The following is a 13541-nucleotide window of genomic DNA, read 5'->3' as shown; positions in this document are numbered from 1 at the left end:
TTCGCTATGACGCTATTGGCAGGATGGGCTGGCTTATTTGCTCAGGCCTGGTACCCAGACCGTGCCGATCGACAGCGTGGTCAGCTTTTTCTTGCGGCCATACCAGAGGTTGACCACGCCGCGCGACACGAACACGGCCGAGAACATCGAGGTCAGGATGCCCAGGCAGTGCACCACGGCAAAGCCGCGCACGGGACCGCTGCCGAAGGCCAGCAGCGCCACGCCGACGATCAGGGTGGTGACGTTCGAGTCCAGGATGGTGGCCCAGGCGCGGTCGAAGCCGGCGGCAATCGCCGCCTGCGGCGTACTGCCGGCACGCAGCTCTTCACGGATACGTTCATTGATCAGCACGTTGGCGTCAATCGCCATGCCCAGCGCCAGCGCAATTGCGGCAATACCAGGCAAGGTCAGGGTGATCTGGATCATCGACAGCAGGGCGATCAGCAGCAGCAGGTTGCAGGCCAGGGCCAGCACGCTGAAGGCGCCGAACATCATGTAATAGGCGATCATGAAGATGGCGATCGCGAGGAAGCCGTACATGGTCGAATGCAGGCCCTTGGCGATGTTTTCCGCGCCCAGTTGCGGTCCGATCGTGCGTTCTTCGATCACCGTCATCGGCGCCGACAGGGCGCCCGAGCGCAGCAGCAGCGACAGTTCGTTGGCGTTCTCCGCGCCGCCCATGCCGGTAATCTGGAAGCGCGAACCGAGTTCCTGCTGGATGGTGGCAACCGACAGGACTTCCGGCTTGCCTTTTTCGAACAGCACGATGGCCATGCGCTTGCCCACGCGTTCACGGGTCGCTTCACGCATCTTGCGGCCACCGTCGCCGTTCAGGTCGATCGAGACGGCTGCCTGCTGGTTCTGGTCGAAGCTGGCGGTGGCGCTGGAGATATAGTCGCCGGTCAGGATCACGTCTTTCGACAGCACCACGGGTACGCCTTTGCCGACGGTGAACAGTTCGGAGTTGAATGGAATCGCGCTCGACATTTCGGTGCCCGGCACGATGGTTTCGTCGACCAGGCGCACTTCCAGGGTGGCGGTGCGGCCGATGATGGCTTTCGCGCGGGCCACGTCCTGCACGCCAGGCAGTTGCACCACGATGCGGTCAGGACCTTGCTGCTGGATCAGCGGCTCGGCCACGCCCAGCTCGTTGACGCGCTTGGACAGGGTGGAGATATTCTGTTTCACGCCTTCGTCGACGGTCGCTTTCAGGGCGGCCGGTTTCAGGGTCACCACCAGTTTCAGGTCGCTGCCGCTGCCGGTGTCGGCAAACGCCAGTTCGCTCATCTGGTCGGACAGGGTATTTTTGGCCTTCAGGCGCGTATCGGCGTCGCGGAAGTTGATTTCAATGCTGTCGCCCACGCGGTCGATGCCGGCATGGCGGATATTCTTGTCACGCAGTATGCTGCGCGCGGCGGACTGGATGCCCTGCACCTTTTTGGTCAGCACGGCTTTCGCGTCGACCTGCATCAGGAAGTGCACGCCACCGCGCAAGTCCAGGCCCAGGAACATCGGCAGGGCATGGATTTTTTGCAGCCAGTGCGGCGTATTGGCCTGCAGGTTGACCGTCACCACATAGGTCGGGTCGGTCGGATCCGTGTTCAGATCCTTTTCCAGCACCAGCTTGGCCTTGAACTGGGTATCGGGATCGGCAAAGCGCACGCGCACGGAGGCGAGATTGCCGACGCCGTCATAGGTGATGGCCTCGGACTTGACGTTCTCTTTCGTCAACACCTGCTCGACTTGCGTCATCAGCTCGCTGGTCACCTTGACGGTAGACTTGCCGCTGGTTACCTGCAACGCCGGTGATTCACCGAAATAATTGGGCACCGTATAAAGTATGCCCAGCAATAAGGCGACGGCGATGAGTATGTATTTCCAGACAGGGTAGCGATTCATATTGATTCAGCGTTCAGTGTTGAGCGTCGGAGGCGTCGGAGGCATCAAAGGGGCGGCGGGTGGCCACCCCGGAGCAGGATTACAGCGCCTTCAGGGTGCCTTTGGGCAGCAAGGTGGTGATGGAGCTCTTTTGCACCGTGATTTCGGTGTTGGTGGCCACTTCGATGGTGACGTAAGCGTCCACTACCTTGACAACGCGGCCAAGCATGCCACCGGCGGTGACGACTTCGTCACCCTTGGCCAGCGCATCCATCATTGCCCGCTGTTCTTTGGCGCGTTTTTGCTGTGGACGGATCATCAGGAAATACATGACCACGAACATCAATACCAGTGGCAAAAAGCTGGTCAGGTTGCCGCCGAGGCCCATGGCATCGGTAGGGGCGGCGTAAGCGTTGGAAATGAAAAACACGGTGACTCCAGTTCTAATCAGTTTGGAAAAATAGCGCTGTATTCTAGCATCGGCTGTCGTCTGCCCTGCCCAAATGCAGGCATGGCAGCTTCAAATGGGGCTAAAAAAGCATTATGCAATGCTTTCCCGCCCCCACCAAGCGGCAAGACAGAAAACATACGGCCTGGCCGATGTTGCCGTTGCTCTAAGGATTTCTTAAGCTCCGCGTGCCCGTTCCGCATGGAACTGCAGCGTAAATGCATGGAAACGGTCTTCATCGAGCGCTTCGCGCATCTGGCGCATCAGGTCCAGGTAGTAATGCAGGTTGTGGATGGTGTTCAGGCGCGCGCCGAGGATTTCCTTCGAGCGGTGCAGGTGATGCAGATAGGCGCGCGAAAAATTGCGGCAGGCGTAGCAGCTGCAGGTCTCGTCGAGTGGCGCCTGGTCTTCCTTGTACTTGGCGTTCTTGATCTTGATGTCGCCAAAGCGCGTAAACAGCCAGCCATTCCTCGCATTGCGGGTCGGCATCACGCAGTCGAACATGTCGATGCCGTTCGACACGCCAGCCACCAGGTCTTCCGGCGTGCCGACACCCATCAGGTAGTGCGGCTTGTTGGCCGGCAGGCGCGGGCCGACGTGGGCCAGCATGCGCATCATGTCTTCCTTCGGCTCGCCGACCGACAGGCCGCCGATGGCAATGCCGGGGAAATCGATCTCTTCGAGCTTGGCCAGCGACTCGTCGCGCAGCATTTCGAACATGCCGCCCTGCACGATGCCGAACAGCGCATTCGGGTTTTCGCCGCGGTGGAACTCGTCCTTCGAGCGCTGCGCCCAGCGCAGCGACATGCGCATCGACTTGGCCGCTTCTTCCAGCGTGGCCGGGCGACCCTGGATTTCATACGGCGTGCATTCGTCGAACTGCATCACGATGTCGGAATTCAAGACGCGCTGCACCTGCATCGACACTTCCGGCGACAGGAACAGCTTGTCGCCGTTGATGGGCGAATTGAAATGCACGCCCTCTTCCGTGATCTTGCGCATGGCGCCCAGCGAGAACACCTGGAAACCGCCCGAGTCGGTCAGGATCGGCTTGTTCCAGCCCATGAAGCCGTGCAGGCCACCGAATTTTTCCATCACGGTGTTGCCAGGACGCAACCACAGGTGGAACGTATTGCCCAAAATAATCTGTGCATCGATCTCGTTCAGTTCCAGCGGCGACATCGCCTTGACGGAACCGTAGGTGCCCACCGGCATGAAGATCGGCGTCTGCACGACGCCATGGTTCAGTTTCAAGGTGCCGCGGCGTGCCTTGGTCAAGCCGCTCGTGTCGGTCTTGAGTAAAGTAAATTCCAGCATGTCAGTCTTTCACGGAAGGGGTGATATTCAACGGAGCGCGCGATTGCGTGGTGAGCAGCATCGCGTCGCCATAGCTGAAGAAACGGTAGTTCTGGGCGATCGCATGCGCATACGCGGTACGGATCGGCTGATAGCCGGCAAACGCCGACACCAGCATCAGCAGAGTGGACTTGGGCAAATGGAAATTGGTAATCAGGCGCGTGACGGTCTTGAACTGATAGCCGGGCGTGATGAACAGGGCCGTATCGGCACTGCCCGCTTCCAGTTGGCCGCTTTGCGAGGCCGATTCCAGCGCGCGCAGGCTGGTGGTGCCGACCGCCACCACGTCGCGCCCGGCTTGCTGCGCTGCGCGCACGGCGTCCACGGTTTCCTGCGGCATGGTGTACCACTCGGTATGCATCTTGTGTTCGGCCAGCACCTCGGTGCGCACGGGCTGGAAGGTGCCGGCACCCACGTGCAGGGTCACATAGGCGAAGTGGACGCCTTTTGCCTTCAGCTGGTCGAGCAGGGCCTGGTCGAAATGCAGGCCGGCGGTGGGCGCGGCAACGGCGCCCGGCACCTTGTTGAAGACCGTCTGGTAGCGCGTTTCGTCGAACTCGTCGGCATCGTGCTCGATATACGGCGGCAGCGGCAGGCGGCCGTGCGCTTCGATCAGCTCGAACACGTCGGCTTCGAAGTGCAGGGTGAAAAATTCGCCGGCGCGCTGGCCGACCGTGACGTCAAAGGCGTCGGCCAGGCGGATGCGGCAGCCCGGTGGCGGCGACTTCGAGGCGCGCACCTGGGCCAGCACGGTGCGCTCATCGAGCACGCGCTCGACCAGCGCCTCGATCTTGCCGCCGCTTTCCTTGACGCCGAAGAAACGCGCCTTCAATACGCGCGTATCGTTCATCACCAGCAGGTCGCCCGCCTGCAGCAGGTTGACGATATCGGCAAAGCTGCGGTCAAACAGGGTGTCGCCGTCCAGGTGCAACAGGCGCGACGCGCTGCGTTCGGCCAGGGGAGTTTGCGCAATATTTTCTTGCGGCAAATTGAAATCGAAATCGGAAAGCGAATACATGCGTTTTGCTTGAAAAGTACGTCAACTATGATTAGGAGTGCGCAATGCGGCGTGTGGCACTATACTGTGCGCCCATACAGGCATTACAATAATCCGCCGCAATATTGTTTCTGCGGTATGCACAGGGTGTGCCGGACAACCCTCTATTTTACGCTAGCGGCAACAAAACATCCTATATGCCTGATTTCACGTCCGCAACGCCAGATCTGCCGCCTGCGCCCAAGCCTGCCCAGAAGCCCAAAGCCGTCAAGAAAGTGGTCAGCACGGAAACGAAGCTGGCGCGGCTGGGCCTGCGCACCGATATGGACCTGGTGCTGCACCTGCCGATGCGCTACGAGGACGAGACCAAGGTGTACACCATACGCGACGCCTGTCTGCGCGGCGGCGAATCGTGGCAGGTCGAAGGCGTGGTCACCAAATGCGAAGTGAGCTTCAAGCCGCGCAAGCAGCTGCTGGTCACCATCGCCGACGAGACGGGCGATTTACTGCTGCGCTTCATGAACTTCTACGGCAGCCAGGTCAAGCAGCTGGCCGAAGGCACGCGGGTGCGCGCGCGCGCCGAACTCAAGCATGGATTCTTTGGCGCCGAGATGGTGCATCCGGTCTACAAGGTCGTCAACGAGGGCGCGCCGCTGCCCACGGCCCTGACGCCCGTGTATCCGTCCGGCGAAGGGCTGTCGCAGCATGTGCTGCGCCGGGCAATCAGCGATGCGATGAAGCGCATCGACTGGACCGATACCCTGCCCGACTCGCTGCTGCGCCAGATGCAGCTCGCGCCCTTCCAGTCCTGCGTGCGCCTGCTGCATTATCCGCCGCAGCAGATCGACGAGAGCGCGCTGATGGACCGCTCGCATCCGGCCTGGGTGCGCATGAAGTTCGATGAGCTGCTGGCGCAACAGCTGTCGCTCAAACGCGCCCAATACGCGCGCCGCTCGAAGGGCGCCGCCGCCCTGCCCTTTGTCGGCAGCCTGTCGATGGCGTTTCAGGCCGCGCTGCCGTTCAAGCTGACGGGCGCGCAGGCGCGCGTGCTCGATGAAATCCGCGCCGACCTGCGCCAGCCATATCCGATGCAGCGATTGCTGCAGGGCGATGTCGGCAGCGGCAAGACGGTGGTGGCGGCGCTGTCCGCCACGCAGGCGATCGACAGCGGCTACCAGGCCGCATTGATGGCACCGACCGAGATCCTGGCCGAGCAGCACTTCCGCAAGATCGCCGCCTGGATGGAGCCGCTGGGCGTGAAAGTGGCCTGGCTGACGGGCAGCCTGAAGAAAAAGGAAAAGACGGCCTCGCTGGCCCTGATCGAATCGGGCGAAGCGCAGCTGGTGATCGGCACGCATGCGCTGATCCAGGATAACGTGCAGTTTGCGAAACTGGGCCTGGTGATCGTCGATGAGCAGCACCGCTTCGGCGTCGGCCAGCGCCTGACCCTGCGCAACAAGGGCGACAGCGCGGCCGTGCCGCACCAGCTGATGATGTCGGCCACGCCGATTCCGCGCACGCTGGCCATGACTTATTATGCCGACCTGGAAGTGTCGGTGATCGACGAGCTGCCGCCCGGCCGCAGCCCGATCGTCACGCGCGCCATCGACCAGAACCGGCGCGACGAAGTGATCGCCCGCGTGTATGCGGCCGCGCTCGAAGGCCGGCAGGTGTACTGGGTCTGCCCGCTGATCGAGGAGTCGGAAGCGCTGCAGCTGCAAACGGCCACCGACACCTACATGATGCTGGCCGAAGCGCTGCCCGCGCTGCAGGTGGGGCTGGTGCACGGCCGCCTGAAGCCGGCCGAAAAGCAGGAAGTGATGGACGCGTTTATCGCCGGCCAGCTGCACGTGCTGGTGGCCACCACCGTGATCGAGGTGGGCGTTGACGTGCCCAACGCCTCGCTGATGGTGATCGAGCATGCCGAGCGCTTCGGCCTGTCGCAGCTGCACCAGCTGCGCGGGCGCGTCGGCCGCGGCTCGGCCGCCAGCGTCTGCCTGCTGCTGTACCAAGGCCCGCTGGGCGGCGTGGCGCGCCAGCGTTTGATGACCATGCGCGAAACCACCGACGGCTTTGAAATCGCCCGCCGCGACCTGGAAATCCGCGGCCCCGGCGAATTCCTCGGCGCGCGCCAGTCCGGCCAGGCCATGCTGCGCTTTGCCGACCTGGAAACGGATCAATGGCTGGTGGACCAGGCGCGCGACGTGGCGCACGACCTGCTGCACGCCACCGATCCTGTCAGCATCGCCACCGTGGAAGCCCACCTGGCGCGCTGGCTGGGCAACAAGGAAGAATTCCTCAAGGTGTAGGCCGTAGGTCGGATTAGCGCAGCGTAATCCGACAACTGTGTTGACATCATTCGCTCCCCACCCCCACCCTCTCCAAAAACTCCCCACCCCAATCCGCTCTATAAATCCCCCGCGCCACATACCGGTGAAAACTGGAATACGGCCAGTCAACGACGCTGTCAACCAGCCCGTGCCTGACCGGATTGAAATGGATAGAGTCGACGTGATGTTCAACATCGCGTTCATCGCGCAGCACATGCTCCCAGTACCGCTGCTGCCAGATATTCCTGATTTCGGCATGCTTGCCGAACCACGTTTTGATGAGCCGCCAGCGCGTCATGAAATCGGCATCGCCATCGGGCAGGGTCCAGATGCAGTGCAGGTGATCGGGCAGGATGACGATGGCGTCGATATCGAACGGGCGCGCTTTGCGTACCGCTCGAAACGACTCGCGCAGAAGGGCGACGGCAGTTGCCGAAGCAAAAACGGGCCGGCGATGCGACGTCACCACCGTAAAGAAAAAGCTGCCGCCTGGCTGGAAGGAGCGTCGGTATCGCATGGGTTCGGGTGTTGTCGGGTGTTGTCGGATTACGGCCTTTGGCCTAATCCGACCTACGCGAATATGACGGGTAGGTCGGGTAGGTCGGATTAGCGTAGCGTAATCCGACGTTCAGCATAATCCGACTTTGCAGCATGCCATTTGTGGCCCGACAATCTACATGCACATCCAGAACCGGTTCGCCAGGTCGAGCATGAAGTCCGGCCGCAGATACGCCATGAATACAAACGCCAGCACCACGGCGCCAGCCAATCTCCACAGCCACATGCGCCGCGTGGCCATCAGGCCGCCACCGCGCGCCGGGCGGCGCGTTCGTCGATCGGCAGGTTGATCAGCGCGGCCAGCAGGCCCAGGCCGATGGTGATGAGCCACACCGCGTTGTAATTGCCCGTGCGCTCGTACAAAAAGCCACCCAGCCACGCCCCCAGGAAGCTGCCCACCTGGTGCGAGAAGAACACCATCCCGGCCAGCATCGACAGATGGCGCACGCCGAAGATGCCGGCGATGATGCCGTTCGTCAGCGGCACGGTCGACAGCCACAGTACGCCCATGCCGGCGGCAAAAATGTATACCGACCATGCCGACAGGGGTGCGACCAGGAACAGGGCGATGACGGCCGCGCGCGCCAGATAGATGGCGGCCAGCAGGTGGCGCTTGGCGAATTTGCCACCCAGCTTGCCCGCGTAATACGAGCCGAAGATATTGAACAGGCCAATCAGCGCCAGCGCCGTCACCGCGATATTCGGATTGATCAGGCCATGGTCTTTCAGGTATGCCGGCAGGTGCACGCCGATAAACACCAGCTGGAAGCCGCACACGAAATAGCCGGCCAGCAGCAGCCAGAACGAGCGGTTGCCGATCGCTTCGCCGAACGCCTCGCCCACGCTTTGCTGCGCGCCGCCGCCATGACTGACGGGCGGCTCGCGCAGGCAGAACGCCATCGGGATCATGGCCGCCACCACCAGCGCGGCCAGCGTATAGAAGGCGTTCTGCCAGCCGATGGCGGAGATCAGTTGCTGCTCGATCGGCATCATCAGGAACTGGCCGAACGAGCCTGCCGCCGACGAAATGCCGAAGGCCCACGAGCGCTGCTCGGGCGGCGCGCTGCGTCCGATAATGCCGCTGATGGCGCCAAACGCGGTGCAGGCCAGCGCCAGGCCGATCAACACGCCCGAGCCGATAATGAACAGTGTCGGCTCGGTCACCACCGCCATCCACACCAGGCCGGCCATATAGCTGATGGAACCGAGTATGACGACGCGCATGGTACCGAAGCGGTCGGCCGCCATGCCGGCAAACGGGCCGAACACGCCCCACATCAGGTTCTGCATGGCCAGCGCCAGCGAGTAGGTTTCGCGCGTCCAGCCATTCGCTTGCGAGATCGGCTGCATCCAGAAACCCAGGCCATGGCGCACGCCCATCGCCAGCGTCAAGACGACACCGCTGGCGATCAGGACGGTTTTCAGGCTGGGACGCGAAGCGGCAGTCATGCCGCCACGCTGCGGTCGGCGTCATACACCAGGCCCACCTGCGCGCGCATGGTGTCGAGCACCGCCATCAGGTCCAGTGTTTCCGCATGCGGCATCAAGGGGCTTTCCAGCAGGCCGGCGCGGATGCAGCGCATCGCTTCCATCGCCTCGTGCGTGTAGCCGTTGCCGAGGTATGGCGCGGCCACCACGCGGCGCTCGCCATGCATCGGTTCGACAATCAGGTGATCGGGCTTGTAGAAGCGGCCCGGCAGGCGGATGCGGCCCAGGGTGCCGGTAATCGTCAGTTCCGTTGGGCTCAAGGCACGCATGGTGCAGGCGCACGATGAACTGCCGCCGCCCTGGTGCAGCAGCGAAAACACGGCCTGCTCGTCGACGCCGGTCGGGCCCATTTCGGCCAGGGTCTGCACCTGCGTCACCGGCCCCAGAAAGAAGGCGGCCATCGACAGCGGATAGATGCCGATGTCGAGCAGCGCGCCGCCCCCCAGCGCAGGATTGAGCAGCCGGTGTTCAGGCGGGAAATCGGCGATAAAGCCGATATCGGCTTGCAGCTGCTGCAGCGTGCCGATCGCGCCGCTGGCGATCAGGCGCCGCGCTTCCTGCACGGCAGGCAGGAAACGGCTCCACATGGCTTCCATCAAAAACAGCTGCTTTTCATGCGCCAGCTTGACGACGGTTTGAGCCTCGCGCGCGTTCATGGTGAACGGTTTTTCGCACAGCACGTGCTTGCCGGCGGCCAGGCACATCAGAGCGTTGTCGGCATGCAGCGTGTGCGGCGTGGCGATATACACGACATCGACACCGGCGTCATCGGCCAGCGCCTGGTACGAGGCATGACAGCGTTCAATAGCGAACTGCGCGCCGAATCGTTCGGCACTCTCACGCGTGCGCGAGGCGACCGCCACCAGCTGGGCGCCGGGCACATCGCGCAAGGCCGTCGCCATCGCCTGGGCGATCTTGCCGGTACCGAGTATGCCCCACCGAATTACCTTGTCCATGCGTCTGTCTCCATGCGCCGCTGCTGCGGCTTGTCAGTTGTCGTTTGACGGCTTGCGCTTTGGCCGGAACACCGCCGTGTCATCGTAAAACGCCTGGTCCTGCTGCTCGCTCCAGCCGGGAATGCCCAGCACCGGCAGCGGCGTGAAGTCGGCCGTGGTCAAGCCCTGCCGCGCCAGGTCGTCTGCCACCTGCTGGTCGAGCCAGGCGCGCCGCGCCATCTCGTCCCGCGCAAAATAGGCGTCGCCGGCAAACACCACGCGCGTATGCGCCGTGATGGCCTTGTAGGGTGCCACCAGTTTTTCCATCAGCGCGTGGCCGAACAGCCACACGTCGGCGTCGCCGCCGGGACTGAACTTGTCGCGCTGTTCGACAAACACGCTGTGCCAGTCATGGCCGCGCAGCGCCGCTTCCAGCGCGCGCCCGCTGTCGCTGTCGCGCAGCACCAGCAGCGCCGAATTTTCATCGAAAATCGTGGCGCCGTCGCGCGCGGGGCCGCGCGATTTTCCCACGCCCGACAGCGCGATCTGCGCCGCCTGCAGCGCATTCAACTGCCGCTTGATGCGCGGGAAGGTCAGCCACACCAGCGCATTGAAAAAGTCGTGCAGGTTGTCGCGCGTGGGCACGCCGCCGGTGGCGCCGATGAACTCTTCATACGCCACGCCCTCGGGCAGGTCGGCCTGCGGCACGAAACCCAGCGGCAGGCCGGACGGATTGCGCAAGTCCAGCGCGCGCGCCTGCAGGTTCAGCGCTTCGATCACCGTATGGCGCTGCAGATCCAGCCGTCCCCGCGCCGGCAGCACCGTGGCATACCAGGGGCGGGTCCAGTCTATCGATGGCAGCATCGGTGCTTACACCATCTTCCAGTTGATCTGCTCGCCGGCATTGAGCGGAACCACATGGCTGTCGCCCAGCGGCAGCGAGTCCGGCAGGGTCCAGCTTTCGCGTTTCAGGGTAATGGTGCCGGTATTGCGCGGCAGGCCGTAGAAAGCCGGGCCGTGGAAACTGGCAAACGCTTCCAGCTTGTCGAGCGCGCCGGCGCGTTCGAACGCTTCGGCATACAGCTCCATCGCGTGCAGGGCCGTATAGCAGCCGGCGCAGCCGCAGGCCGCTTCCTTGGCGCCCTGCGCATGCGGCGCCGAGTCGGTACCGAGGAAGAAGCGCTCGTCGCCGCTGGCGGCCGCCGTCATCAGGGCCAGGCGGTGTTCTTCGCGTTTCAGGATCGGCAGGCAGTAGTAGTGCGGGCGGATGCCGCCCTTGAATATCTCGTTGCGGTTGTACAGCAGGTGGTGCGCGGTGATGGTGGCGGCGATCGGGCCTTCCGCTTCGGCCACGTACTGCGCCGCATCCTTGGTGGTGATGTGTTCGAACACCACGGACAAAGCCGGGAAGCTGCTGCGCAGCGGGCGCATCACGCGTTCGATAAAGACGGCTTCGCGGTCGAAAATATCGATCTCGGGATCGGTCACTTCGCCGTGCACCAGGAAGGGCATGCCCACTTCCTGCATTACTTCGAGCACCTTGTAGCAGTTCTTCAGGTCGGTCACGCCCAGGTCGGAATTGGTGGTGGCGCCGGCCGGATACAGTTTCACGGCCTGCACGATGCCGCTGTCCTGCGCGCGGCGGATTTCGTCGGGCGAGGTGTTGTTCGTCAGGTACAGCACCATCAGCGGATCGAACTTCACGCCGGCCGGCACGGCGGCCAGGATGCGCTCGCGGTAGGCGCTGGCATCGGCCGTGGTGGTGACCGGCGGCTTCAGGTTCGGCATGACGATGGCGCGGCCGAACTGGCGCGCGCTGTGCGGCAGCACGCTGGCCATGGTGGCGCCATCGCGCAGGTGCAGGTGCCAGTCATCCGGGCGGGTGATGGTAATCGAGGAAGGAACGGCGCTTGGGGTCTGATCGGGTGTGGACATGGCGGCTGCTTTCGGGCGGTCATTGCGGATGCCGCCATTTTACCAGCCGCCAGGCTGTCTTTGCGGCCTGGCGGCCCGAGGCAAAGCGGGTGCAGGCCTGCCGCCAACGCAAAAACGGCCGGTGGAGGCCGGCCATTTCTCATGGGAAAAGCAAAAACTTAGTGAATGATTTTCGCCAGGAAATCGCGCGCGCGGTCCGAGCGCGTGGTGGTAAAGAATTCGTCCTTGCTGCAGTCTTCGATGATCTTGCCCTGGTCCATGAAGACGATGCGGTTGGCCACGCGCTTGGCGAAGCCCATCTCGTGCGTGACGACCATCATCGTCATGCCTTCCTGCGCCAGGCCCACCATCACGTCGAGCACTTCGTTGATCATTTCCGGATCGAGCGCCGAGGTCGGCTCATCGAACAGCATGGCGATCGGGTCCATCGACAGCGCGCGGGCGATCGCCACGCGCTGCTGCTGGCCGCCCGACAGCTGGCCGGGGAACTTGTCCTGCTGCGACAGCAGGCCCACGCGGTCCAGGTATTTCAGGCCCTTGGCATTGGCCTCGTCGGCGCTGCGGCCCAGCACCTTGATCTGGCCGATGGTCAGGTTTTCGCGGATGGTCAGGTGCGGAAAAAGCTCGAAATTCTGGAACACCATGCCGATGCGCGCGCGCAGTTTCGACAGATTCGTCTTCGGATCGTTGACGGCGATATTGTCGACGATAATCTGTCCCTGCTGTATCGGTTCGAGGCCGTTGACGGTCTTGATCAGGGTCGACTTGCCCGAACCCGACGGGCCGCAGATAACCATCACGTCGCCTTTCGACACTTCGGTACTGCAGTCGGTCAGTACCTGGAATTGGCCATACCATTTGCTTACATTTTTCAGTTCGATCATATTTTCTTTCTGATTGCGTCAGCGCCGGGCTGCCAGGATTAACGGATGATGGCGACGCGCTTTTGCAGGCGTTTCACCAGGAACGACAAGGCGTAGCACAGCACGAAATACACGACGGCCACGAACACATACATTTCCACCAGGCGACCATCGCGCTGGGCGATTTTCGAGGCGGCGCCAACGAAATCGGGGATCGACAGCACATACACCAGCGACACGTCCTGGAACAGCACGATGGTCTGCGTCAGCAGCACCGGGATCATGTTGCGGAAGGCCTGCGGCAGCACGATATTGGCCATGGTCTGCCAGTAATTCATGCCCAGCGCCTGGCCGGCCCATACCTGGCCGCGCGGAATCGACTGTATGCCGCTGCGCATGATCTCGCAATAGTAGGCCGCCTCGAACATGATAAAGGTGATCAGGGCGGACGAAAACGCGCCCACCTTGACAGGTTCATCGGCGCCGATGATCCAGGCGGCGATATACGGTACCAAAAAATAAAACCAGAAGATCACCAGCACCAGCGGGATCGAGCGGATCAGGTTGACATAGCTGGACGCCACGCCCGACAGAATACGGCTGCTGGACAGGCGCATCAGCGCCAGCAGGGTACCCAGCACGATGCCGCCGACCATCGCCAGCGCCGTCAGCTTGAGGGTAAACACCATGCCGACCTGGAACAGGTAGACCCAGGAACGCGAGATGACATCGAAGTCGAAATTGCCGAACATA

Annotated in this window: 13 protein-coding genes; 1 reads left to right on the top strand and 12 read right to left on the bottom strand. The window is 62.7% G+C overall.

All coding sequences use genetic code 11. The features are described from left to right. Positions 1–33: 33 nt before the first annotated feature. The 4 genes from secD to queA all read right to left on the bottom strand — a co-directional run bounded on the left by secD (position 34) and on the right by queA (position 4700). Complete coding sequence (gene secD, locus RTQ46_RS14985) at positions 34–1899, bottom strand: protein translocase subunit SecD (RefSeq protein ID WP_312437744.1); 1866 nt, start codon at positions 1897–1899, stop codon at positions 34–36. Positions 1900–1978: 79 nt separating this feature from the next. Beyond that, entirely contained in the window at positions 1979–2266 is a 288-nt protein-coding gene (gene yajC, locus RTQ46_RS14980) for a preprotein translocase subunit YajC (protein WP_312437803.1), read from the bottom strand. 237 nt (positions 2267–2503) lie between these two features. Then, entirely contained in the window at positions 2504–3643 is a 1140-nt protein-coding gene (gene tgt, locus RTQ46_RS14975) for a tRNA guanosine(34) transglycosylase Tgt (protein WP_312437743.1), read from the bottom strand. Between the two features lies 1 nt (position 3644). Beyond that, positions 3645–4700, bottom strand: coding sequence for a tRNA preQ1(34) S-adenosylmethionine ribosyltransferase-isomerase QueA (gene queA / locus RTQ46_RS14970; RefSeq protein ID WP_312437742.1), 1056 nt, complete (start codon positions 4698–4700; stop codon positions 3645–3647). A gap of 176 nt (positions 4701–4876) precedes the next feature. Between queA and recG the strand changes: the two genes are divergently transcribed. Continuing rightward, on the top strand, positions 4877–6988 hold the full coding sequence (recG, locus tag RTQ46_RS14965; protein WP_312437741.1) for an ATP-dependent DNA helicase RecG: 2112 nt from the start codon (positions 4877–4879) through the stop codon (positions 6986–6988). 46 nt (positions 6989–7034) lie between these two features. Here the strand turns inward: recG and RTQ46_RS14960 are convergent, their stop codons facing one another. The 8 genes from RTQ46_RS14960 to RTQ46_RS14925 all read right to left on the bottom strand — a co-directional run bounded on the left by RTQ46_RS14960 (position 7035) and on the right by RTQ46_RS14925 (position 13540). Next, positions 7035–7526, bottom strand: a complete 492-nt coding sequence (locus RTQ46_RS14960) for an REP-associated tyrosine transposase (protein ID WP_312437740.1) — start codon at positions 7524–7526, stop codon at positions 7035–7037. 156 nt (positions 7527–7682) lie between these two features. Continuing rightward, positions 7683–7808 (bottom strand): hypothetical protein, encoded by a 126-nt coding sequence (locus RTQ46_RS14955; RefSeq protein WP_312437738.1) that lies wholly within the window; start codon positions 7806–7808, stop codon positions 7683–7685. Then, a complete protein-coding gene (locus RTQ46_RS14950; protein WP_312437737.1) occupies positions 7808–9016 on the bottom strand; it encodes an MFS transporter in 1209 nt (402 codons plus the stop codon). The genes RTQ46_RS14955 and RTQ46_RS14950 overlap by 1 nt, the downstream gene beginning before the upstream one ends. Continuing rightward, positions 9013–10011, bottom strand: a complete 999-nt coding sequence (locus tag RTQ46_RS14945; protein WP_312437736.1) for a Gfo/Idh/MocA family oxidoreductase — start codon at positions 10009–10011, stop codon at positions 9013–9015. Before RTQ46_RS14945 ends, RTQ46_RS14950 begins: the two co-directional genes overlap by 4 nt. A gap of 33 nt (positions 10012–10044) precedes the next feature. Then, positions 10045–10854, bottom strand: a complete 810-nt coding sequence (locus RTQ46_RS14940; RefSeq protein WP_312437735.1) for a DUF3025 domain-containing protein — start codon at positions 10852–10854, stop codon at positions 10045–10047. Positions 10855–10860: 6 nt separating this feature from the next. Further along, positions 10861–11925 (bottom strand): dihydroorotase, encoded by a 1065-nt coding sequence (gene pyrC / locus RTQ46_RS14935; RefSeq protein ID WP_312437733.1) that lies wholly within the window; start codon positions 11923–11925, stop codon positions 10861–10863. Between the two features lie 158 nt (positions 11926–12083). Beyond that, positions 12084–12809 carry an amino acid ABC transporter ATP-binding protein gene (locus tag RTQ46_RS14930; protein ID WP_312437731.1) on the bottom strand — a complete coding sequence of 242 codons (726 nt, stop codon included), beginning with the start codon at positions 12807–12809 and terminating at the stop codon, positions 12084–12086. A gap of 38 nt (positions 12810–12847) precedes the next feature. Beyond that, positions 12848–13540: an ABC transporter permease subunit gene (locus RTQ46_RS14925; protein WP_312437729.1), complete on the bottom strand. Its 693-nt coding sequence runs from the start codon at positions 13538–13540 to the stop codon at positions 12848–12850. Position 13541 lies beyond the last annotated feature (1 nt).

The organism is Janthinobacterium sp., assembly GCF_031995485.1.
Taxonomy (GTDB): Bacteria; Pseudomonadota; Gammaproteobacteria; order Burkholderiales; family Burkholderiaceae_D; genus Janthinobacterium.
This window is presented reverse-complemented; position numbering and strand designations above follow the sequence as displayed.

What these genes read in the sequence shown, in the direction of transcription:
- secD (WP_312437744.1), bottom strand. Translation starts at nt 1,899, where the DNA reads ATGAATCGCTACCCTGTCTGGAAATACATACTCATCGCCGTCGCCTTA.
- yajC (WP_312437803.1), bottom strand. Translation starts at nt 2,266, where the DNA reads ATGGGCCTCGGCGGCAACCTGACCAGCTTTTTGCCACTGGTATTGATG.
- tgt (WP_312437743.1), bottom strand. Translation starts at nt 3,643, where the DNA reads ATGCTGGAATTTACTTTACTCAAGACCGACACGAGCGGCTTGACCAAG.
- queA (WP_312437742.1), bottom strand. Translation starts at nt 4,700, where the DNA reads ATGTATTCGCTTTCCGATTTCGATTTCAATTTGCCGCAAGAAAATATT.
- recG (WP_312437741.1), top strand. Translation starts at nt 4,877, where the DNA reads ATGCCTGATTTCACGTCCGCAACGCCAGATCTGCCGCCTGCGCCCAAG.
- RTQ46_RS14960 (WP_312437740.1), bottom strand. Translation starts at nt 7,526, where the DNA reads ATGCGATACCGACGCTCCTTCCAGCCAGGCGGCAGCTTTTTCTTTACG.
- RTQ46_RS14955 (WP_312437738.1), bottom strand. Translation starts at nt 7,808, where the DNA reads ATGGCCACGCGGCGCATGTGGCTGTGGAGATTGGCTGGCGCCGTGGTG.
- RTQ46_RS14950 (WP_312437737.1), bottom strand. Translation starts at nt 9,016, where the DNA reads ATGACTGCCGCTTCGCGTCCCAGCCTGAAAACCGTCCTGATCGCCAGC.
- RTQ46_RS14945 (WP_312437736.1), bottom strand. Translation starts at nt 10,011, where the DNA reads ATGGACAAGGTAATTCGGTGGGGCATACTCGGTACCGGCAAGATCGCC.
- RTQ46_RS14940 (WP_312437735.1), bottom strand. Translation starts at nt 10,854, where the DNA reads ATGCTGCCATCGATAGACTGGACCCGCCCCTGGTATGCCACGGTGCTG.
- pyrC (WP_312437733.1), bottom strand. Translation starts at nt 11,925, where the DNA reads ATGTCCACACCCGATCAGACCCCAAGCGCCGTTCCTTCCTCGATTACC.
- RTQ46_RS14930 (WP_312437731.1), bottom strand. Translation starts at nt 12,809, where the DNA reads ATGATCGAACTGAAAAATGTAAGCAAATGGTATGGCCAATTCCAGGTA.
- RTQ46_RS14925 (WP_312437729.1), bottom strand. Translation starts at nt 13,540, where the DNA reads ATGTTCGGCAATTTCGACTTCGATGTCATCTCGCGTTCCTGGGTCTAC.